Annotated in this window: 19 protein-coding genes; 11 read left to right on the top strand and 8 right to left on the bottom strand. The window is 62.5% G+C overall.

What is annotated here, in order from left to right; translation table 11 throughout:
• Positions 1-22: 22 nt before the first annotated feature.
• Together YUO_RS0110860 and YUO_RS40470 are read left to right on the top strand one after the other, a co-directional pair.
• Positions 23-805, top strand: coding sequence for an enoyl-CoA hydratase/isomerase family protein (locus YUO_RS0110860; protein WP_028347272.1), 783 nt, complete (start codon positions 23-25; stop codon positions 803-805).
• Positions 806-1,036: 231 nt separating this feature from the next.
• Positions 1,037-1,561 (top strand): D-glycero-alpha-D-manno-heptose-1,7-bisphosphate 7-phosphatase, encoded by a 525-nt coding sequence (locus tag YUO_RS40470; RefSeq protein WP_035726571.1) that lies wholly within the window; start codon positions 1,037-1,039, stop codon positions 1,559-1,561.
• A 195-nt stretch (positions 1,562-1,756) separates the two neighbouring features.
• Here YUO_RS40470 and YUO_RS0110850 read toward each other — a convergent pair whose 3' ends face one another.
• From YUO_RS0110850 to YUO_RS0110840, 3 genes are all read right to left on the bottom strand, one after another.
• Positions 1,757-2,185, bottom strand: a complete 429-nt coding sequence (locus YUO_RS0110850) for a GlcG/HbpS family heme-binding protein (RefSeq protein ID WP_028347271.1) — start codon at positions 2,183-2,185, stop codon at positions 1,757-1,759.
• 28 nt (positions 2,186-2,213) lie between these two features.
• Positions 2,214-5,156 carry an FAD-binding and (Fe-S)-binding domain-containing protein gene (locus tag YUO_RS0110845; RefSeq protein ID WP_028347270.1) on the bottom strand — a complete coding sequence of 981 codons (2,943 nt, stop codon included), beginning with the start codon at positions 5,154-5,156 and terminating at the stop codon, positions 2,214-2,216.
• 95 nt (positions 5,157-5,251) lie between these two features.
• Positions 5,252-6,001, bottom strand: a complete 750-nt coding sequence (locus YUO_RS0110840) for a GntR family transcriptional regulator (RefSeq protein ID WP_028347269.1) — start codon at positions 5,999-6,001, stop codon at positions 5,252-5,254.
• A gap of 134 nt (positions 6,002-6,135) precedes the next feature.
• Here YUO_RS0110840 and YUO_RS0110835 point away from each other — a divergent pair, with 134 nt between their 5' ends.
• From YUO_RS0110835 to YUO_RS0110825, 3 genes are all read left to right on the top strand, one after another.
• Entirely contained in the window at positions 6,136-7,338 is a 1,203-nt protein-coding gene (locus YUO_RS0110835) for a pyridoxal-phosphate-dependent aminotransferase family protein (protein ID WP_028347268.1), read from the top strand.
• A 141-nt stretch (positions 7,339-7,479) separates the two neighbouring features.
• Positions 7,480-8,679 carry a pyridoxal-phosphate-dependent aminotransferase family protein gene (locus YUO_RS0110830; protein ID WP_028347267.1) on the top strand — a complete coding sequence of 400 codons (1,200 nt, stop codon included), beginning with the start codon at positions 7,480-7,482 and terminating at the stop codon, positions 8,677-8,679.
• A 36-nt stretch (positions 8,680-8,715) separates the two neighbouring features.
• Positions 8,716-9,513, top strand: coding sequence for an enoyl-CoA hydratase/isomerase family protein (locus YUO_RS0110825; RefSeq protein WP_028347266.1), 798 nt, complete (start codon positions 8,716-8,718; stop codon positions 9,511-9,513).
• A 24-nt stretch (positions 9,514-9,537) separates the two neighbouring features.
• Here the strand turns inward: YUO_RS0110825 and YUO_RS0110820 are convergent, their stop codons facing one another.
• Positions 9,538-9,867, bottom strand: a complete 330-nt coding sequence (locus tag YUO_RS0110820) for a hypothetical protein (RefSeq protein WP_028347265.1) — start codon at positions 9,865-9,867, stop codon at positions 9,538-9,540.
• A gap of 658 nt (positions 9,868-10,525) precedes the next feature.
• On the opposite strand from YUO_RS0110820, the gene YUO_RS0110815 reads away from it, so the two are divergent.
• Positions 10,526-11,527 carry a Bug family tripartite tricarboxylate transporter substrate binding protein gene (locus YUO_RS0110815; protein WP_035726569.1) on the top strand — a complete coding sequence of 334 codons (1,002 nt, stop codon included), beginning with the start codon at positions 10,526-10,528 and terminating at the stop codon, positions 11,525-11,527.
• An 8-nt stretch (positions 11,528-11,535) separates the two neighbouring features.
• Here YUO_RS0110815 and YUO_RS0110810 read toward each other — a convergent pair whose 3' ends face one another.
• Positions 11,536-12,186, bottom strand: coding sequence for a class II aldolase/adducin family protein (locus YUO_RS0110810; protein WP_028347263.1), 651 nt, complete (start codon positions 12,184-12,186; stop codon positions 11,536-11,538).
• 91 nt (positions 12,187-12,277) lie between these two features.
• Here YUO_RS0110810 and YUO_RS0110805 point away from each other — a divergent pair, with 91 nt between their 5' ends.
• The 4 genes from YUO_RS0110805 to YUO_RS0110790 are packed head-to-tail and all read left to right on the top strand — an operon-like array spanning position 12,278 to position 16,449.
• Positions 12,278-13,153, top strand: a complete 876-nt coding sequence (locus YUO_RS0110805; protein WP_028347262.1) for an S-methyl-5'-thioadenosine phosphorylase — start codon at positions 12,278-12,280, stop codon at positions 13,151-13,153.
• Positions 13,154-13,194: 41 nt separating this feature from the next.
• A complete protein-coding gene (gene mtnA, locus YUO_RS0110800) occupies positions 13,195-14,298 on the top strand; it encodes an S-methyl-5-thioribose-1-phosphate isomerase (RefSeq protein WP_028347261.1) in 1,104 nt (367 codons plus the stop codon).
• A gap of 60 nt (positions 14,299-14,358) precedes the next feature.
• Positions 14,359-14,901 carry a tripartite tricarboxylate transporter TctB family protein gene (locus YUO_RS0110795; protein ID WP_028347260.1) on the top strand — a complete coding sequence of 181 codons (543 nt, stop codon included), beginning with the start codon at positions 14,359-14,361 and terminating at the stop codon, positions 14,899-14,901.
• A gap of 36 nt (positions 14,902-14,937) precedes the next feature.
• Positions 14,938-16,449, top strand: coding sequence for a tripartite tricarboxylate transporter permease (locus tag YUO_RS0110790; protein WP_028347259.1), 1,512 nt, complete (start codon positions 14,938-14,940; stop codon positions 16,447-16,449).
• 748 nt (positions 16,450-17,197) lie between these two features.
• Here YUO_RS0110790 and YUO_RS0110785 read toward each other — a convergent pair.
• The 3 genes from YUO_RS0110785 to YUO_RS0110775 all read right to left on the bottom strand — a co-directional run bounded on the left by YUO_RS0110785 (position 17,198) and on the right by YUO_RS0110775 (position 19,694).
• Positions 17,198-17,857, bottom strand: a complete 660-nt coding sequence (locus YUO_RS0110785) for a hypothetical protein (RefSeq protein ID WP_028347258.1) — start codon at positions 17,855-17,857, stop codon at positions 17,198-17,200.
• A gap of 12 nt (positions 17,858-17,869) precedes the next feature.
• A complete protein-coding gene (locus YUO_RS0110780; protein WP_035726566.1) occupies positions 17,870-18,346 on the bottom strand; it encodes a type II 3-dehydroquinate dehydratase in 477 nt (158 codons plus the stop codon).
• A 154-nt stretch (positions 18,347-18,500) separates the two neighbouring features.
• Complete coding sequence (locus tag YUO_RS0110775; RefSeq protein ID WP_028347256.1) at positions 18,501-19,694, bottom strand: CaiB/BaiF CoA transferase family protein; 1,194 nt, start codon at positions 19,692-19,694, stop codon at positions 18,501-18,503.
• A gap of 347 nt (positions 19,695-20,041) precedes the next feature.
• On the opposite strand from YUO_RS0110775, the gene YUO_RS43765 reads away from it, so the two are divergent.
• On the top strand, positions 20,042-21,846 hold a 1,805-nt coding region (locus YUO_RS43765), incomplete at its 3' end, for a M10 family metallopeptidase C-terminal domain-containing protein (RefSeq protein WP_198028023.1).

The raw sequence follows: 21,846 nt of genomic DNA, 5'->3' as shown, positions 1-21,846 counted from the left end.
TGACGAAAAGGCGAGCGGGACAATGACCGACCATAAAAGCGTAATCTGCGAAAAGCGCGGGCAGGCGTTCTGGATCACCATCAACCGCCCGGACAAGCGCAATGCCATCAATGCCGATGTGGTCGCTGGCATCGCCCGCGGCTATCGCGACGCGCATGACGACAAGGACGTCCGCGTCATCGTGCTGACGGGGGCAGGCGACAAGGCATTTTGCGCCGGCGCCGATCTGCAGAACAGCGGTGCTGCCTTCGCGATGGACTATTCGCGACCGAATGTCGACTATGCCGATCTGCTGCGGTTATCGCAAAACGCCACCAAGCCCGCAATCGCCCGTGTCGGGGGCGTCTGCATGGCCGGCGGCATGGGCCTGTTGTGCATGACCGACATGGCGGTCGCTGCCGATCACGTCATCTTCGGTTTGCCCGAGGTGAAGGTGGGCGTGTTCCCGATGCAGGTACTGAGCCTGCTGCAGTCGATCGCGCCGAAGCGGCTGGTCAGCGAGTGGTCGCTGACTGGTGAGCCATTTGACGCGCACGCAGCACAGGCTGCCGGGCTCCTGAACTACGTGGTGCCAGCGGCCGAGCTCGACGCCAAGGTCGACTGGCTGGTCAGCCGCATCGTTGACAAGTCGCCGACGGCGATCCGCCGTGGCAAATATGCGATGCGCGCCATCGCCTCGATGTCGTTCGACGAAAGCATCGCCTATACCGAAAGCCAGATCGCGCTACTGGCGATGACGGAAGACGCCAAGGAAGGGCTGAGGGCTTTCAGCGAGAAGCGAAAGCCTGCTTGGCCCGGCAAATAGCCCGGTTGTAAGTCCGCGAAGGCAAGCTGACGCCTTCGACCGCTCCAGGAATGGAGGCTGAGACCGTCAAGGGACATGGGATATAATACCTCGCTATTCCAACGACATCGTGCTTTGAAATCTCATTCACGAGCGGGGCTTCCTCGGGTAATTGCCAGCCAAAGTCCTCGGACACCAACAAATGCACCAGCGATCTTCACCAAATCCTTTCCCGCTTTCTTAGGCGATGAAATGAAAAGACCAGCGATTTTCTTTGATCGAGATGGAGTGCTCAATGAGGACCACGGCTATGTTTTCGAGATTAGTCAACTGAAATGGATTGAGGGAGCGCGCGAAGCGGTCAAGGTTGCTAATGGTGCTGGATATTTTGTGTTCGTGATTACTAACCAGTCAGGAGTAGCTAGAGGTCTTTACGAGGAAACTCACGTAGAAGCGTTGCACAAGTGGATGGAAAATGACCTGGCCAAGATCGGTGCGCACATAGATGCATTCGAATACTGCCCTTACCATCCCGAGGCAGCGATAGAGCGATATCGTCGAGTAAGTCCGCGACGCAAGCCTGCACCAGGGATGATCCAGGATCTCATGGAGCGCTTTCCGGTGGACGTCAGTCGCAGCATTCTGATCGGCGACAAGCCCACCGATCTAGAAGCAGCGCAGGCTGCTGGCATAAAAGGGTATTTGTTTCCGGGGCACAACTTAGCGCAGTTTTTGAAATCGATATTGGCGCTAAACAGGGATCTGCATTCCTCGTAACATCAGATGTGTCGGTCGACTTTCGCCGGCGCGGAGGACACTCCGCGCTCGCTCGCTAGACCGGTGCGGATCGTCTTTCGCGATCGAAATCCGCAACGGTGCGGCGGAAGAAGATGCCGGTTCGATTGCGGTGATCTAGCGTTCTCGCAACGCGCGAGGCGTCAGCTAAATGAGATCAATTGACGACGCCGACCGTTATCCCGCATTTGCCTTCAATCCGGCAGCCTCGATGCCGGCGACGGCGCAGATCTCGTCATTGTCGGAGGTGTCGCCGCTGACGCCAACGGCGCCGAGCAACGTCGTGCCGTCCATGATCAGCACGCCGCCCGGCACCGGCACCAGGCGACCTTGTGCCAGCGCATTCACGGCTCCGACGAAGTAAGCCTGCTCCTGGGCGCGCTGGAATAACGCTCGCGATCCCATGCCCATCGCGAGTGCGCCATAGGCCTTGCCGTGCGCGATCTCGGCGCGCATCAGGCTGGTGCCGTCCTGCGCCGCCGTGACCTTCACGCAGCCTCGGGCGTCCAGAATGGTGATGACCAGCGGCTTCAGTTTCTTCTCGACGCCTTTGGCAAGCGCGGCATCGAGAATCTTGCGGGCGACGTCGAGAGTGAGTTCAGCCATAAATGAATTCCTTTGCGATCAGGCAGGATTAACGGTTGGATTGCGCGCTGTCGAGGCTCATCGCAAGCACGCGGGCGACGTGAAGCGGTGCACGGTTCGTGCCATCCTTGATCTGATGGCGGCATGAGGTGCCATCGGCAACGATCAGCGTGGCGGTATCGGCGCGGCGCACCGCCGGTAGCAGCGACAGCTCAGCCATCTCCATCGAGGCCTGATAGGTATCGGCGCCGTAGCCGAAGGCGCCAGCCATGCCGCAGCAACTGGACTCGATAGTTTCGACGCCGAGGTCGGGAATGAGACGCAGCACCTTCTCGACCGGCTTGAACGCGCCGAATGATTTTTGGTGGCAGTGCCCATGTACCAACGCTTTCCTCGGCATGGCGCCAAGAGGCAGCTTGAGGCGGCCGGCCTCCGCCTCGCGAACCAGGAATTCCTCGAACAGCAATGCGTGCGCGCTGATGTTCTTGGCGGCATCGTCCGAGCGTAGCGACAGCAGCTCGTCGCGCAGCGTCAGCAGGCAGCTCGGCTCCAGTCCGACGATTGGCACGCCGCGTGCAGCGAATGGCGCATAGGTGGTGACCAGCCGGTTCAATTCGCTGCGCGCCTGATCGACCAAACCCGCCGAAAGGAAGGTTCGCCCGCAGCACAGCGGCCGGCCGCTATCCGTCGGGTTCGGCAGGTGAACGCGGTATCCGGCTTCGACTAGAACGCGTAGCGCGGCGTCGAGATTCTCCCGCTCGTAAGCACGATTAAATGTGTCGGCGAACAGCACGACCTCGCGGCCATCTGCCGGACCGAAGACCTCGGCTTCCGGCTTGAATACGTCGCGGCGGAATGCGGGCAGGGCGCGCTTCGCGCTGATGCCGGCAAACTTCTCGAACAGGGCACGCAACAGCGGACTGCTGTTGCGCCAGTTGGCCAGCGGGGCAAAGCGGGAGGCGAGATCCGCATAGCGCGGCAGATAGCCGACTAGCCGGTCGCGCAGGGAAATGCCGTGTTTGGCCGCACGTGCGGCCAGCACCTCGATCTTCATCTTGGCCATGTCGACGCCGGTCGGGCATTCATGACGGCAGGCCTTGCAAGACACGCAAAGTTTCAGCGTCTCCATCATTTCATCTGAAGCCAGCGCGTCAGGACCCAACTGTCCCGAGATCGCCAGCCGCAGCGTATTGGCGCGGCCGCGCGTGACGTCCCTCTCGTTGCGCGTCGCGCGATAGGACGGGCACATCACGCCGCCTTCGAGCTTCCGGCAGGCGCCGTTGTTATTGCACATCTCGACTGCGCCCTGAAAGCCGCCGCCGGCGCCGGGATAAACCGACCAGTCGAGCGCGGTCTTCAGTTCGGCAACGCGATAGTCTGGCCGATAACGGAACAGCGAACGGTCGTCCATCTTCGGCGGATCGACGATCTTGCCGGGATTGAGCAAATTGTCCGGGTCGAAGCGCTGCTTGACCTCCCTGAAATCGGCAACAATGCGCGAGCCGAACATCGCTTCGTGAAATTCGGAGCGAACCAGTCCGTCGCCATGCTCGCCGGAGTGCGAGCCCTTGTACTCGCGCACCATCTCGAACGTCTCTTCGGCAATGGCGCGCATCGCCTTGACGTCCTTCTCAAGCTTCAGATTGAGGACGGGCCGTACATGCAGGCAGCCTTCAGAGGCGTGCGCATACATGGTGCCGCGCGTGCCGTGCTTGGCGAAGATCGCGTTGAGCCGCTCGGTGTAGTCGGCGAGGTGCGGCAGTGGCACGGCGCAATCCTCGACGAAGGAGACCGGCTTGCCCTCCTGCTTCATCGACATCATCACGTTGAGGCCGGCGGCGCGAAAATCGGCGATGCCGGTCTGCAAGCCTGGCTCGGTGATCTCGACCACGCCGCCCCATTTGCGCTGCGGCCTGTCCCAGCCAAAGCCGAGATCGGCCATCAGTTCGCCGAGTTGCTTCAGCCGATGCAAATTCTCGGCCTGATCTTCCTCGGCGAATTCGACGACCAGCACCGCATCGGGATCGCCGCGCACGGCCGTGGCGATGATCGGCTGGAACATCGCGATCTCGCGGCCGAGCGCAATCATGGTGCGATCAACCAGCTCCACCGCGATCGGCCGCAGCTTCACCAGATGCTGGGCGGCATCCATCGCCTCGTAGAAGCTGCCGAAATGGCAGACGCCCAGCACCTTGTTGCGAATCACAGGCCACAGCTTGAGCTCGACCTGCGTTGTGAAGGCAAGCGTGCCCTCGGAGCCGACCAACAGGTGCGCCATGTTGTTGGGCGCGTTGCGTGGCACCAGCGCATCGAGATTGTAGCCGCCGACGCGGCGCTGCACCTTTGGAAACCGCTCGGATATTTCGGTGGCCTCGCGCTCGCCGAGGTCGAGCATGTCGCGGAACAGCGCAAGCCCGCTCTGGGGCGAATTCACCCGCGCGAGATCCCGCGGCACCTCGCCGAAATGCAAAAGCGTGCCGTCGGCCAGCGCCGCATCCATCGACAGCGTGTTGTCGCGCATGGTGCCGTAACGCAGCGAACGGCCGCCGCAGGAATTGTTGCCGGCCATGCCGCCGATGGTGGCGCGCGAGGCGGTCGAGACGTCGACCGGAAACCACAGCCCGTGCTTTTTGAGCTGGCGGTTGAGATCGTCGAGCACGATGCCGGGCTCGACCACACAAATGCGGTTTTCGACATCAAGGGAGAGCAGGCGGTTCAGGTGCTTCGAAAAGTCGACGACGATCCCGTCGTTGACCGTCTGGCCGCACTGCGACGTCCCGCCGCCGCGCGGGGTGACGATCCGGCCCTCATCCCTCGCGATGGCGACCGCCCGCAACGCCTCGTCCATGGTCCGGGGCACCACAACACCGAGTGGCAGGATTTGATAGAACGAGGCGTCAGTCGCGTAGCGGCCGCGGTTGAACGCGTCGAACAGGACATCGCCCGTCATGTTCGACCGCAGGCGTCGCTCGAGCGTTGAGGCGTTCTTCATCCCAAATCCAAAGTGATCCAAGGGGACTACCCCCTCGACACGGTTATGCACTTTTTCATCGAATGAACTAGCTTATGAATTCATAATCGGCAAGGCTAGCCCCCGGCGGCCGTGGCTGCGGTGGCCTCCCGTGCTTCAGCCAAGTGCTCGATAGCGGCGGTCCGCTTGTTGCGCAAATGCTCGAACAGGATGTCGCTCAGCTCGCTCCCGGCCCGGCGACGCAACGCATCCAGGATCGCTTCGTGCTCCCGCATGGCCTCCGCCCAGCGCTGCCGCTTGCGGGCGAAGTTGGCGGAGTAGCGGACACGGCGAATCCGGCCGGCGAAGTTGGCGTAGGCCGCGCGCAGGGTCTCGTTGCGCGCAGCGGCGACGATGCTCTCGTGGATGCGCTGGTTGATCTGAAAATAGCCGTGCATGTCGCGGTGCAGGTAATGGCCGTACATTTTGTAGTGCAGCCGCTCTATTTCCGCGATTTCCTCGTCGGTGATGGCCTCGCAGGCAAGGCGCCCGGCCAGGCTTTCCAGGCCGGCCATCACGTCGAAAAGCTCCTCCAGGTCGCGCTGGCTGAGTTGGCGTATCCGCGCGCCGCGGTTGGGCAGGAGCTCGATGAGGCCCTCTGCGGCCAGAACTTTCAGCGCCTCGCGCAGCGGCGTTCTTGAAATGCCGAGCATTTCACAAAGCTGCCGCTCCGGAACCCGCGCCCCTTCCGGAATGTTGCCCTCAACGACATAGTCGCGAAGGCGCAGCAAAATTTCCCCGTGCAGTGATGCTTCCTGCCGGTCGGTGCCGTTGCCGGACGCGGATTGGGCGATCGGCGCCCCACCTTCGGGAATCATGGATTTCATTTGCATAACGGTAGTTTGCCAAAACTGCGGCGTCGACGCTCAAAATCGAATGCCAAATTAGCATTGAAAAGATAAAAAATGAATGCAAAATGAGGCCGGCATCATCAAGAGATGGGGCCTAGCGGGAGGTTTTCATGCAGCAAGGACGGCATTTTCTTCAGATTCCAGGGCCGAGTCCGGTTCCGGATCGCGTTCTTCGCGCGATGGACATGCCTGTGATCGATCACCGCAGCGCCCAGTTCGCCGAACTCGGGCGGGCCGTGCTCGGCGGCAGCCAGAAGATTTTCCAGACGTCGGGACCGGTGGTGATCTTCCCGTCGTCGGGGACTGGGGCCTGGGAAGCCGCCATCGTCAACACCTTGTCCCCCGGCGACAAGGTTCTGATGGTGGAGACCGGCCATTTCGCGACCCTGTGGCGCCAGATGGCGGGACGCTGGGGAATTGACGTCGACTTCTTGCCCGGCGATTGGCGCCGTGGCGCAGACCCGGCGGTCATCGAAGAAAGGCTGGCGCGCGACACATCGCATGCGCTCAAGGCCGTGATGGTCGTCCACAACGAAACGTCGACCGGTGCGACCAGCCGGATCGGCGAAATCCGTGCCGCGATGGACCGGGTCGGTCATCCGGCCCTGCTGATGGTCGACACCATCTCCTCGCTGGGATCGGTCGAATACCGGCACGACGAATGGAAGGTCGACGTCAGCGTTAGCTGCTCGCAGAAAGGGTTCATGTTGCCGCCCGGTTTGGGCTTCAACGCAATCTCGGACAAGGCCCGCGCTGCATCCAAGACCAACAAAATGCCGCGGTCGTATTGGGATTGGGAGGAAATGTTGAAGCCGAATGCGAATGGCTTCTTTCCCTATACTCCCGCGACCAACCTGCTCTACGGCCTGCGCGAGGCCCTTGCGATGTTGCTTGAGGAGGGGCTCGACAAGGTCTTCGCGCGCCATCAGCGGCTCGCCGCTGCTACGCGTGCCGCCGTCAATCACTGGGGACTGGAGGTGCTTTGCCAGGAGCCAAAGGACTTTTCCCCGGTGCTTACCGCCGTGCTGATGCCGCCGGGGCATGACGCGGACCAGTTCCGCAAGGTGGTGCTCGACAACTTCAACATGTCGCTCGGCTCCGGACTGTCGAAGGTGGCCGGCAAGGTATTCCGCATCGGTCATCTCGGCGAATGCAACGAACTGACCTTGCTTGCCGCGCTGACGGGCGTGGAGATGGGATTGTCGGTCGCCGGCATTCCGTACCGGGCCGGCGGTGTCGATGCCGCGATGAAGTATCTGGAGCAGCGCCCGCAAGGCAATTCCCCGGCGCATCTCAAGGTCGTCGGCAGCTAACCGGCAGCTCGCGCCTGCCGGCGACACCGCTCCAGCCCTGCTCCTTGCGCATTGACGTGCTGCGTCCGGCGGGCGACAAGCCCGCCGAATGGTGATATTCGAGCGGGTCGAAACGCCTAGGCTAGACCGGGAAGGACGCCAATGACCGTGCATACTGGAAGGCATTTTCTGCAGATTCCGGGACCGACCAACGTGCCGGACCGGGTGCTGCGCGCCATGGATATGCCGACCATGGACCACCGGGGTCCCGAGTTCGCCGAGGTTGGTCATGCCGTGCTGGCCGCTATGCAGCGGGTGTTCCGCACCAAGCAGCCGGTAATCATCTATCCGTCGTCCGGCACGGGCGCATGGGAGGCGGCACTCGTCAATACGTTGCAGCCGGGCGATAAGGTATTGATGGCCGAGACCGGGCAGTTTGCCATGCTGTGGCACGGTATTGCCGACAAATTCAAACTCGAAGTAGATTTCATTCCCGGTGACTGGCGCCATGGCGCAGATCTTGAGCAGATCGAGGCGCGGCTGTCGGCCGACAAGGCGCACAAGATCAAGGCCGTGTGCGTGGTCCACAACGAGACCTCGACCGGCTGCGTTACCCATCCGCAGGACGTCCGCAAGATTCTCGACCGCGTCAAACATCCCGCGCTCTTGATGGTCGACACCATCTCGGGTCTGGGATCGCTGGAATATGAGCACGACGCCTGGGGCATCGACGTCTCGGTCGCCGGATCGCAGAAGGGCCTGATGCTGCCGCCGGGTCTCGGCTTCAACGCCATCTCCGAAAAGGCGCTCGCGGTGGCGAAGGCCAACCCCGCGATGCGCTCTTATTGGGACTGGCAGGAAGTCATCGCGATCAACAAGGCGGGCACCTGGCCCTACACGCCGGCAACGAACCTGCTGTTCGGGCTGCGCGAAGCGGTCAAGATGCTCGAGGAGGAGGGCCTCGAGAACGTCTTCGCCCGCCACAAGCGCCACAGTGCCGCGACGCGCGCGGCCATCAAGGTGTGGGGCCTGGAAACGCAATGTCAGGAGCAAGGCGCACATTCGCCCGCGCTGACCGGCGTCGTCATGCCGGAAGGCCATGACGCTGACAACTTCCGCAAGGTCGTGCTGGAAAACTTCGACATGTCGCTCGGCACCGGCCTGAACAAGATCAAAGGCAAGGTGTTCCGGATCGGCCATATCGGACACTTCAACGACCTGATGCTGATGGGCACGCTGTCGGGTGTCGAGATGGGTCTCGATCTCGCCAAGGTGCCGCATCGCAGCGGTGGCGTGCTGGCGGCGATGGAAGTGCTCAAGGGACACGATGTCGTGGAGATGCCGAAGGCCGCCGTCGCCTGAGCCAGTTTGACCGAAACAAAAATAGAGAGAGCTGCGATGAACGCTCCGGTAGCTTCGACCGAAGACCTGATCTATTCCGTCGAGGACGGCATCGCCCGGCTGACGTTCAACCGTCCGCAGGCGCGCAACGCGCTGACCTTTGCCATGTACGAGCAGATGGCGGCGATCTGCGAGACCATCAACAATGATCGCTCGATCAAGGCGATGATCTTGACCGGCGCCGGCGACAAGGCGTTCGCATCGGGCACCGACATTTCGCAGTTCCGCGCCTTCAAGGCCGCGCAGGACGCGCTCGACTATGAGGCGCGGATCGACCGCGTGCTCGGTGCGCTGGAAGCCTGCCGGGTGCCGACGATCGCGGCTATTGCCGGCGCCTGCACTGGCGGCGGGGCCGGGATTGCGGCGTGCTGCGACATCCGCATCGGTACCGAGACGACGCGGATGGGTTTTCCGATCGCGCGTACACTCGGCAACTGCCTGTCGATGTCCAATATCTCCAGGCTCGTTTCGCTGGTCGGCCCCGCGCGGACCAAGGACCTGATCTTCAAGGCGCGGCTGGTCGAGGCGCCGGAAGCGCTGGCGCTCGGGCTGCTCAATGAGATCGTGCCCGATGTCGCAACGTTGCAGCGCCGCGCCGACGAGACTGCGAAACTCGTTGCGAGCCATGCGCCGATCACGCTCGAAGTCACCAAGGAAGCGGTGCGTCGCATCCGGCGGACATTGACGCGTGACGAGGGCGAGGACCTGATCCTGCGCGCCTATATGAGCGAAGACTTCCGCGAGGGAATGGACGCATTCCTCAACAAGCGCTCGCCGAACTGGAAGGGCAAATAGGTTAGCCACGCGTAGAATCGCCCACTATGGTTTGGCGGCCCTTTTTGCCAATTCCATGCCCAAATCGAGCGCCGCGATACCTATCCTGTCCGAAGGCGTGGTGAGGCAACGTTGGTCCATCCATGCGATGATCGCGTCGAAGTCGCCGCCACCCACCATGTCCCGCTCCCCGCTGATGTTCAGGCCGCTGATAAATCCAACCAGCCAGGATTCAAAGCTTCCTTTGACGACCGCATTTTTCTTGCGGTTGGTCCAAGCCGTGCAGGTTTGAGAGCCCGCACCGATTATTGAGGAGCCGGCGTCCGCGGTGGTGGCAAGACAAGCCAGGAGAAAACCAATCGCGAACGCTTTCATGCTTTTTCGCCGACCATTGTTCGTCGGATCGTAGCGCAACCGGGCGGCTACTTCTTGAGGCAAAGACCAACAGTCGGACCGGTGCCGCATTTGGCGCCATCGGGGGTGCCGCCGGACGGACAGAACACCGACACCAGGTTTTCATTTGTATCGCAGCCGACCTCGCCACTGGCCTGAACCGACCTGATGGAAGCGCCAGTCGGTCCGGGATCGCCTTTCGGACCGGGCACACCCTGCGGTCCCTGTGGCCCTTGGGGACCCTGTTGCCCTTGAGGGCCGGGCACGCCTTGCAAGCCCTGAACGCCCTGTGGCCCGGCCGGTCCTTGTGGGCCGGTATCCCCTTTCGGTCCTGGATCCCGTCCGCACCCCGCGAGGGTCAGCGCCGTACCCATGAGGGCGGTCATCAAAATCCTTCTCATTCAGCCTCTCCTCCCTGATGTTTCTTGTAGCGTGCATTAAACGGGCTCACTCGCCGCCGCACAACGGAAAAGCGGCGAGATTGGATTCGGCTGTTGGTCGCTGAGGCCCTCGTGCAGGAAGGATTTGCACCTGATGCCAAGGTCATGGACGGCACATTGCGGTGCAACTTGAACTCTGATCGGTTCGCCCGCAAGATGTGGCAACCGGACAGATCTGATTTTCCAGGTCTTGCAAATACATGGGGAAGAAACTCGTGGGACAGATCCTCAAAGCCGCGGCCGCCTTGACGGCCCTGATCGCAACCACCCCTGCGTTTGCCGCTTGGGAGCCGACCAAGCCAGTGGAAATCGTGGTCGCGGCCGGCGCCGGCGGCGCCTCCGACCAGATGGCGCGTATGATGCAGGCGGCGATCCAAAAGAACAATTTGATGAAGCAGCCGATGGTTGTGTCGCTCAAGGGCGGAGCGTCCGGCGCCGAGGCGCTGATGTACATGAAATCCAGCGATGGCGATCCCAACAAGGTGCTGGTCGCCTATTCCCTGATCTACATGCTGCCGCTGTCGGCCAAGATCCCGTTCAACTGGCGTGACCTGACGCCGGTGTCGGTGGTCGCGCTCGACCAGTTCGTGCTGTGGGACAATGCCGACGGCCCCAAGACGGTGAAGGATTTTATCGCAGCCGCCAAGGCAGCGAACTCGCCATTCAAGATGGGCGGCACCGGCTCCAAGCGCGAGGACCATGTGTTGACGGTCTTCATGGAGCAGAAGACCGGCGCGAAATTCTCCTATCTGCCCTACAAGTCCGGCGGCGAGGCGGCGACGCAGCTTGTCGGCAAGCACACCGAAGCCAATGTCAATAACCCGTCTGAAAACCTCGAAGTCTGGCGCGCCGGTCAGGTCCGCGCGCTGTGCGTGTTCGACAAGGAGCGCATTTCCTACAAGACCAAGGTGACGGAGACGCAATCCTGGAATGACGTCCCAACCTGCAAGGAGGAAGGGCTCGACGTGCAGTACCTGATGCTGCGCGCGATGTTCCTGCCCGGCAAGGTGACGCCGGAGCAGCAGGCGTTCTATGTCGACCTGTTCCAGAAGGTGACGCAGACGCCGGAATACAAGGACTACATGGAGAAGCAGGCGCTCAAGCCGATCTTCCTCACCGGCAAGGACATGCTGAAATTCCTCGAAGAGGACGACAAGCTGAATGCCTCGCTGATGAAGGAAGCGGGCTTCGTCGCCAAATAGCGCTTCCGTTACTCCTCCGCGTGGCCGTATCCGGCCATGCGGAGGCGGACTTTTTCGATTTCCTCCTTTGACAGCAATGGCGGCGTGCCGATTTGCAGGCAGCCGTGATATTGCCGCGCCAGCGTTTCGACCTCGACCGCAAGCCACATCGCCTTTGCCAGCGACGGCCCGATCGCGATCATGCCGTGATGTTCGAGCAGGCAAGCCAGCCGTCCCTCCAGCGCGCGGACAGCGTGTTCGGAGAGCTCCTGGGTGCCGAAGGTCGCATACGGCGCGCAGCGGATGGTGTCGCCACCGGCGACGGCCACCATGTAGTGGACCGGCGGAATCTCCATGCCCATGATCGCCAGCATGGTCGAGTAGGGCGGATGGGCATGGACGATCGCCTGCACCTCCGGGCGAGCCTTGAGGATGTCGCGGTGAAACCGCCACTCGCTCGATGGCCGCAGGGCAGGATCGTGGTTGCCGTCGAGGTGCATGTAGACGATCTGCTCGGGCTTCATCGCCTCGTAGGGCGTGCTGGTCGGGGTGATCAGCATGCCATCGCCATGGCGCAGGCTGATATTGCCCGACGTCCCCTGGTTGATACCGAGCGCATTCATGCGCAGGCAGGCATCGATGATGGATTGACGTTTTTCCCGGTCGTTCCTGGTCGGCATTTTGAAGCCCCTTGCAACCGTGCGACAATGCTTGATTATTGCGGCGCAGTATAGTCGAACATCTTCCGTGTAATCGTAAGTGGGAGAAGTCATGACGCGCGCCGTGCTTGGCATCATCGGCGGATCCGGCATCTACGACCTGCCGGGGCTGGAGGATGTCCGCGAGGAAACCATCAACAGCCCGTGGGGCGAGCCGTCCGCGCCGCTGATGCGCGGCATCATCGCCGGGCTGCCGGTCGCGTTCCTGCCGCGCCATGGCAAGGGGCATGTGCTCTCGCCCTCCGACATCAACTACCGCGCCAATATCGACGTGCTGAAACGGGCAGGGGTTACCGACCTGGTTTCGCTGTCGGCCTGCGGCTCCTTCAAGGAGGAACTGCCGCCCGGCACGTTTGTGCTGGTCGATCAGTTCGTCGACCGCACCTATCGCCGTGAGAGCTCGTTCTTCGGCAAGGGTTGCGTCGCCCATGTCTCGATGGCCCATCCGGTGTCGCCGCGGCTGCACGTGCATCTGGCGGCAGCGGCCGAGGCTGAGGGGATCGCGGCGGTGCGGGGCGGCACCTATGTCTGTATGGAAGGGCCGCAGTTCTCCAGCCTCGCGGAGAGCCAGACTTACAAGGCGCAGGGTCATTCGGTGATCGGCATGACCAACATGCCCGAGGCAAAACTCGCCCGCGAGGCCGAGATCTGCTACGCCAGCGTGGCGATGGTCACCGATTACGATTGCTGGCATCCTCATCATGAGGCGGTCACCGTGCAGGACATCATTCGCGTGCTGAATTCGAATGCCGGCAAGGCCAAGGCGCTGGTCGCGCGTCTCGCCCGGGATTTCCCGCGCGAGCATGAGCCGTGCCCGATCGGATCGGACAAGGCGCTCGACACCGCCCTGATCACGGCGCCGGAAGCGCGCGATGCAGAATTGCTTGCCAAGCTCGATGCCGTCGCGGGGAGGGTGCTACGATCGTGAGGATGTATTCCAGCGGGCGCACGACGCGAAGGGCGTAGGACATGAAGGTCGATGGCCGGCATTTTCGCAGCATCTGGCTTGAGGACGACGGTTGGACGGTCGGTGCGATCGACCAGCGGCGATTGCCGCATGAATTCGTGGTGGCGCGTATCGCGAGCGCCGCGGATGCGACCGAGGCTATCCGCTCCATGCTGGTGCGCGGCGCGCCACTGATCGGCGCGACTGCGGCTTACGGCATGGCGCTCGCCATGCGCGCTGACGCTTCCAATGCGGCGCTCGATCGCGCCCATGCCATGCTGCTGGCGGCACGGCCGACGGCGATCAACCTGAAATGGGCGCTCGACGAGATGGCGCGCTTGCTTCGGCCGCTGCCGGCGTCGGAACGCGTCGCGGCGGCCTACCAGCGCGCCGTCGAAATCGCCGATGAGGACGTCGCGATCAACCAGGGGATCGGCCGGCATGGTCTGGCGCTGATCGAACAGATCGCGGCAACGAAGCAGCCGGGCGAGCCGATCAATATCCTGACCCATTGCAATGCCGGCTGGCTCGCCACGGTGGACTGGGGCACGGCCACGGCGCCGATCTACCTTGCCCATGATAGCGGCCTGAAGGTCCATGTCTGGGTCGACGAGACCCGGCCGCGCAATCAGGGCGCTTCGCTGACTGCCTGGGAACTTGGGCACCACGGCGTGCCGCACACGGTGATCGCCGACAACACCGGCGGCCATCTGATGCAGCACCACATGGTCGATCTCGCGATCGTCGGCACCGACCGGGTGACGGCAAGTGGCGATGTCTGCAACAAGATCGGCACCTATCTGAAGGCGCTCGCGGCCCACGACAACGGCGTGCCGTTCTATGTTGCACTGCCGTCGCCCACCATCGATTTCAGCATCGACGACGGCATCCGGCAGATTCCGATCGAGCAGCGCAGCTTGGAGGAGGTGGCGACCATGACCGGCCGCACCACCGACGGGCGCGTCGAGACCGTGCGCGTGGTTCCCGACGGCTCGCCGGTTGCCAATTACGCCTTCGACGTCACGCCGGCGCGGTTGGTGACGGGCTTGATCACCGAACGCGGCCTGCTGCGGCCCGATCGTGCTGCACTTGCGAGCGCATTCCCGGAGCGCAGCGCCGGACATTGACGCCGGCGACGTCGGCACGTATCCCCGTTTAGGACTGTCGTACCGGGGGGCACCGTCTCCATGTCCAATACCGACATCGAAATCGTCGTCGAGGATCCGACCGCGCCGGAGGCGGACTCGCCTCAGATGGCGAGCGTTCGGGTGGTCGACGTGGTCGTCTGCCTTCTGCTTCTCGCGCTTGCGCTGACGCTCGGGTACGACAACTGGCGGACGGGCGCGGGCTGGGAATCCACCGGTCCGCAGCCCGGTTACTTTCCGTTCTATCTTTCGATCATCCTCGGTGGCGCCAGCCTCTACGGCCTGGTTGCGGCGTTCCTGTCGCGCCGCGAGGCCTCCGAATCCTTCGTGACGCAAGCGCAGCTTCGCCGCGTGATGGCCGTGTTCGTGCCGACGGTTCTGTTCTGCCTCGCTACGCAATTCCTCGGGCTCTATGTCGCAAGCTTCCTCTTGATTTCCTGCTTCATGCGTCTGGTCGGCAAGATCGCATGGTGGAAATCGCTGCTCACCGCCTTCGTGTTCACCGCTGCAATGTTCGTGACCTTCGACATCGCCTTCGACGTCATCATGCCAAAGGGCCCGCTCGAAGCGGCGCTCGGCCGCTAACCGGTCGGTGGGACACACGCCATGGAAGCCCCGTAAATGGAAGCTTTGGGTCTCTTGATGCACGGCTTCGCCGTGCTGTTGACCTGGAAGACGCTGCTTTTGATGATGACCGGGCTGGTGCTCGGCATTTTCGTCGGCGTGCTGCCCGGCCTCGGCGGTCCGAACGGGGTCGCGATCCTGCTGCCGCTGACGTTTACGATGGACCCGACCTCGGCGATCGTGATGCTGTCCTGCATCTACTGGGGTGCACTGTTCGGCGGCGCCATCACCTCGATCCTGTTCAATATCCCGGGCGAAGCCTGGTCGGTCGCGACCACCTTCGACGGTTACCCGATGGCGCAGCAGGGCAGGGCGGCGGAAGCGCTGACCGCGGCCTTCACTTCGTCGTTCATCGGCTCGCTGGTCGCGGTGATGCTGATCACGTTCCTGGCGCCGATGATCTCGTCGTTCGCGCTGAGATTCGGGCCGCCCGAATTCTTCGCGGTGTATCTGCTCACCTTCTGCTCCTTTGTCGGGCTCGGCCGGGAGGCCAAGCACAAGACCGTCATTTCGATGTCGCTCGGTCTCTTGCTCGCGGGCATCGGCATGGACACCGTGTCCGGTCAGTTGCGCATGACCTTCGATTCGGCGGAGCTGTTGCGCGGCGTCAACTTCCTGGTCGCGGTCATCGGCCTGTTTGGTATCAGCGAGATCCTGCTCACGATGGAGGAGCGCCTGGCGCTGCGCGGTCACGCCGCCGGCATCTCCATGCGCGTGGTGCTGTCGGTGTGGAAGGACCTGCCGAAATACTGGGTGACGCTGTTCCGCTCGTCCTTCATCGGCTGCTGGCTCGGTATTACGCCGGGCGGCGCTATTGCCGCGTCCTTCATGGGCTACAACCTCGCCAAGCGCTTCTCCAAGGACCGGGACAGCTTTGGCAAGGGCCGCATCGAGGGCGTGTTCGCGCCGGAGACCGCGGCCCACGCCTCCGGCACGGCGGCGCTGCTGCCGATGCTCGCGCTCGGCATCCCCGGTTCGGGCACCGCGGCGATCCTGCTCGGCGGCTTGATGGTGTGGGGGCTCAATCCCGGACCGCTGCTGTTCGTCGAACACAAGGACTTCGTCTGGGGACTGATTGCGTCGATGTATCTCGGCAACGTCGTCGGCCTCGTGCTGGTGCTGACGACGGTACCGATCTTCGCATCCGTCCTGCGCGTGCCGTTCGCCGCCGTCGCACCGATGATCGTGGTGTCCTGCGCGATCGGCGCCTATGCGATCCAGAACGCGATCTTCGATATCTGGCTGATGCTGGGCTTTGGCGTCGTCGGCTACGTCTTCAAGAAGATTGGCATCCCGCTCGCGCCGTTCACGCTGGCGCTGGTGCTCGGCAACCGTGCCGAGGATGCGTTCCGCCTGTCGATGATCGGCGCCGGCGGAGATTTGAAGGTGTTCTGGTCGAACGGCCTGGTCGGCTCGATCACGACACTGGCGATCGTGTTGCTGTTCTGGCCCGTCATCGACAAGGCGTTCAGCAGCGTCACGCGCATGGTGCGGCCGGCGAAGGCGTAGCAAGACGGTCGACATAAATAGATCGTCATTCCCCACGGTCGTCATCCCCCGCGAAGGCAGGGGATCCAGTACGCTGCGGCTTATCGGTTCAATCACCGCTGTCTCTGGAATACTGGGTCACCCGCCTTCGCGGGGGACGACAACGGAGTATGCGTTCGCGATCTCGCGACATTAACTGCCCGAGCTTTGCCCAAGAATCTCCGCCCTCTCGTTTAGAGGGCGCAGGGAAGACCGGGTGCGCGCCGCACCCGCGGTCTCGTGTGCAAGTGCGCAAAGCAAAAGCGCACACGAGCATACAGGTACAGCGGGAGCATCCCGGCCTTCCCTGCGCAATGGCTTTACGGCTTACTTCGTGCTCTTCCCGGAGAACGGCTCTTTTGCCTCCGTCGCCCCTGAGAAGCTTCGCTTCTTAAGGACTTAGCGCCAGCACCGCGACGCCCGAACCACACGACTTCGCCGTACGCTTCAGCGCGCCTACGTCTTGCGCGCCTCTCGCGTCCATCGCATCTCACCGCACGTTCGTGACGATCGCGAGCGCCCCTCAATGGGTGAGACAGGCAGAGTTATGCCGCTGATTTGCCCCTCGCGTTAAGCGGAATATTTTTGATTCTCGGGCTTGACATGATTTCGGAAAATCAGAAGTGATTTGCCTGTCGGGTTATCTTGTCGCAAGCCGCTGCATGAAATTGCGCTTGCCCCGTCGCGGCAAATCAGCCCGCAGTTCGTCAGCTCGTTTCGTCACTTTTCTTCAACCCGGCAGGAGCCACTTCGGCAGGCTGAACGCCAGCCGGTAGAGCGGCAAACTATCGATTGCACCGTGATCCTTTGCCGGAAGCGTCTTGCGGAGATGATGAAGGGCGTCGCGGACGGCGGCCTCGTCCAGTCCCTCGATCAGCAACAGGGCGGCAAAGGAGCCGTCGTTGCTTCGCATGCCTTTCTCACGGGTCTTGATCGAGGTTTGCGCGATGTCGGTGAGCAGGAGCCGCGCGGCGATGATGCGGTCAAGATGGGCGAGCTCGGCGACAAGCGCGGCGGCATCCCAGGATGGCGCGGTGTCGAGGCGGAGCGGCGCGACGATGCCGCCCTGGCCAGTGCCGGCAGACGCCGCGACACGGCCGCCGCCGCGCGCGAAATTGCCGAGCCGGGGCATGATGCGTTGCGACCATGGCGTCGGCGCGTTCAGCCGCGCCAGATAGTCCGGCCCGCCGACGACGCGCTCGTCCTCGAGTTCGTAGAGGATGAAATAGCGGTTCACCGACGCGCCCAGCGCGCGGAAGATGCGGCAGGCCACGAAGCCGTTGATGCCGACGCGCTCGGCGGCGTGTTCGCGCGTGATCCAGTGTGCCCAGTCGGTTTCGTCCTGCGGCGTCAGATCGCTCCAGATCGCGAGATAGCCGGATCCCTGCATGTCGGGCTTTCCTTACTTTGGTCCGATGCGCATGGCGGCCGGAAGGGCCGCGGGTAGTTGGCCGGCCCCCTGCAGGGCGGCCTGCATCGCGACGATGTAGCCATAGGGGCCGAGGCCCGCGATCACGCCTTTCACGGCTGCTGAAAGCTTGGAGTGGCGATGCAGCTCGTCGCGGGCATGAATGTTGGAGATGTGAACCTCGTAGATCGGCCCCTCGAAGATCTTCATGGCGTCGAACATCGCAATCGAAGTGAAGGAGTAGGCGGCGGGATTGATGATGAGGGCGTCGGCCGCGGTTCGCGCGGACTGGATCAGGTCGACCAGCTCGCCCTCGTGGTTCGACTGGTGAAACGCCAGTTGCGTGCCGGTGAAGGCGGCGAACTCCTCGCACGAGGCCTTGATGGCGTCGAGCGTGGTCGAGCCGTAGATGTGCGGCTCGCGGATGCCGAGCATGTTCAGGTTCGGGCCATTCAGGATCATGATGCGCATGGAATGCCTTTCACGGGATTGGTGACAAGGCAGTGTAGCGAGTCGCGGCGGCATGTCAGCCGCTGGACCGTAATCCCGCTACGGATTTCTGAAGCAGGGCACAAGCCTCACCACGTCATTGCGATGAGCCAAAGGTCGCAATGACAGTGGAGGCCTACACCACTTTGCGCTGTCTGAGATCCGCTATCTCATCTTTCGCAAAGCCGAACTCCGCCAGCACTTGTTCCGTCTGCTCGCCGAATTCCGGCGGGCGCGCAGCCATCCTGCTCGGCGTGCGCGACAGCGTCACCGGCTGGCCGACGAGCTGGATGTGGCGGTTCTCGTCGTTCGGCACGTGCTGCGCGATGCCGAGGTGCTTGACCTGGGCGTCCTCGAACATCTGGTCAATGGAATAGATCGGGCCGCAGGGCACGCCGGCTTCGTTCAATTCCTTGACCCAGGTTTCCGTCGACTTCTTTTCGGTGAGCCTGCCGATCGCTTCGTTCAGCGCATCGCGGTTCTTGGAGCGCGCAGGCGCCGTGGCGTAATCGGGGTTGGTGATCAGTTCGGGGGCGCCAATCGCCTGCGCGCAGCGTTCCCAGATCCGCCCGCCTGTCGTGGCGATGTTGATGTAGCCGTCGGAGGTCTTGAAGACGCCGGTCGGGATCGAGGTCGGATGGTTGTTGCCGGCCTGCTTGGCGACTTCCTTCTCCATCAGCCAGCGCGAGGCCTGGAAATCCAGCATGAAGATCTGCGCCTGCAACAGCGAGGTTTGCACCCACTGACCCTCGCCGGAAACGTCGCGCTCCAGCAGCGCGGTGAGGATCCCGAGGGCACAGAACAGCCCGGCAGTGAGGTCGGCGACGGGGATGCCGACCCGCATCGGGCCCTGACCCGGCGCGCCGGTGACCGACATCAGCCCGCCCATGCCTTGCGCGATCTGATCGAAGCCCGGCCGCTTGTGGTAGGGGCCATCCTGGCCGAAGCCGGAGATGCTGCCATAGACGAGGCGTGGGTTGACCTGGCGCAGGCTCTCATAGTCGATGCCGAGTTTTGCCTTCACGTCGGGCCGGAAATTTTCGACCACCACGTCGGCCTTGGCGGCGAGGCGCTTGAACACTTCGAGGCCCTTCGGGTCCTTCAGGTTCAGCGTCATGGCCCGCTTGTTGCGGTGCAGATTCTGAAAATCCGAGCCATGGCGCGGGCCGCCCGGCTGCTCGCCGCCGCCATCCTCCAAGAGCGCGTCGATCTTGATGACGTTGGCGCCCCAGTCCGCCAACTGCCGCACGCAGGTCGGCCCGGACCGGACGCGGGTCAGATCGAGCACGGTGAAGCGGGAAAGGGCCTGCGAAGCGCGTGGGAAAGGCATTGAGAAACCTTGTTTTTTGGATTTTCGCGGCGGGAGGGAGCAGCCCGATCCGACTTAAACAAATCTGGCGCTGATTTCCAACTGCTTGTTCGGGCGCCCGGCGAGGCCAATCGCTGGGAGCAGCAAGGTTCCTTATTGGACGCCGGGACGGCTAGCGAACAGCCGGAAAACCGACCCCGCAAGACTACGGATGGGGGCCTGAAATTCTGCTTTTCGCCGTAATGCACCGTAAAGCAGGCGGACGACAAAGCCCCGCCAGTAAACAAGCGTTAATGAAGGCGATTCTAGCCTTCCGTGTGCTTTTGCGCTTCTCGCGCATCCGAACGAGCTGCTGACAGGCCTGATCGATGAAGAAGAATGATCTGCTTTCCGATGAGATCTGGGCCTTCCGGCCGTTTGCGTCCGGGGCGGGCGACGGTGCGCTTCAGCCTGACGGGACGCAGGAGATCGAGTTTGGCGACGAAGGCGAGCCTTATCCGCTGGCGCTAGAGGCTGCCAGCGTGTCCAGCGGCGAGGTGTACGCGGCGAAGCCGGTTGCGTCGATCGCGACGCTCGCCAACTACCTCGTCAATGGCTTTTGGCAGTACAACAACAACATCGCCCATCGCTTTGCTTCCAACACCATCACCTTCAATATCAACGGCCTGAATTCGGCGGAGCAGTTTCTGGCGCTGTCGGCGCTGCAGGCATGGTCCGATGTTGCCAACATCAGCTTCGTCCAGACCTCCGGCTCCGCGAACATCACGTTCACCCACAACGGCACGATGCAGGCCTATAGCAGCGGTAGCTGGCCTGGGGGCTGGATCACATCTGCGATCATCAACATCAGCACCGATTGGGTCACCACCGACGGCGGCGCCAACGACGGCAAGACTGGCATCGATAGCTACGCCTACCAGACCTACATCCACGAAATCGGCCATGCGCTCGGGCTTGGCCACCAGGGGCCGTACAATGGCAGCGCGTCGTATTCGACCAATGCGATCTACGCCAACGACACCTGGCAATATTCGATCATGTCGTATTTCGGCGAGCACAATTATTCCGGGAGCTCGTACCGCTACGTGGTCACGCCGCAGATGGCTGACATCTACGCCATGGCTTCGATCTACGGCGCGGCGGCCTCGACCAGGACCGGCGACACCGTCTACGGCTTCAGCAGCAATGCGGGCGCGGTTTTCAATTTCGGCAACTACACTTCGGCGCCGGCGCTGACGATCTACGACAGCGGCGGCAACGACACGCTCGATTGCTCCGGCTATTCGTCGGCCCAGACCATCGACCTGCACGCCGGCGCCTTCTCCTCGATAGGCGGCCTCGTCAACAACATCGGGATCGCGCTCAGCGCAGTTATCGAGAAGGCGATCGGCGGCAGCGGAAACGACAGGCTGACGGCAAGCGACATTGGCAGCACGCTATCGGGCGGCGGCGGCAGCGATACGCTGATTGGTGGTGGGGGCAATGACAGGCTGATCGGCGGTGTCGGCGTCGACAATCTGACCGGCGGGAGCGGTGCCGATACGTTCGTGTTTGCGTTTGGCGACAGCTCGGCTGCCAGCGGGCAGCATGACCGGATCGCCGATTTCATGACCGGCGTGGACCGCATCGACCTCGGCATCGATGCGATTAGTTCGACGGCGGCTTATGACATGTTCCATTTCATCGGCACTTTGGCCTTTACCAATACGGCAGGAGAGCTCGACTATTTCCACAACAGCACTCTCAACGTGACTGTTCTCCAAGGTGATACGAACGGTGATAGTGTTGCTGATTTTGCGATTGATCTCATCGGCAATGTCGCGCCGAGTATCGTTGACCTGATTGGCACATATGCGCTTCCGGTAGTTGTCGAGGCGATCGGCTCAACCAGCCTGGTGCAGGTAGNAGACAACTACTTCCTCAATCCGGTCTCGGGCGGTACTGGCCCACAGCTAAAGTTCTCGGGTGCGCCGGTCACGGCCGGCATGTGGACTGGGTGGGCTCCAATCGGGGCCGAGCAGACGGGTAGCGGCTACGACGTCGCGTGGAAGAATGCGAGCACCGGCCAATACAACATTTGGAGCACTGACCCGAGCGGCAACTACATTACCAACCTTGTTAGCTTTGCATCTGGCACCAGCACCGCTTTGAGATCGTACGAGACCACGTTCCA

It is taken from the genome of Bradyrhizobium murdochi (assembly GCF_000472965.1).
GTDB lineage: Bacteria > Pseudomonadota > Alphaproteobacteria > Rhizobiales > Xanthobacteraceae > Bradyrhizobium > Bradyrhizobium murdochi.
This window is presented reverse-complemented; position numbering and strand designations above follow the sequence as displayed.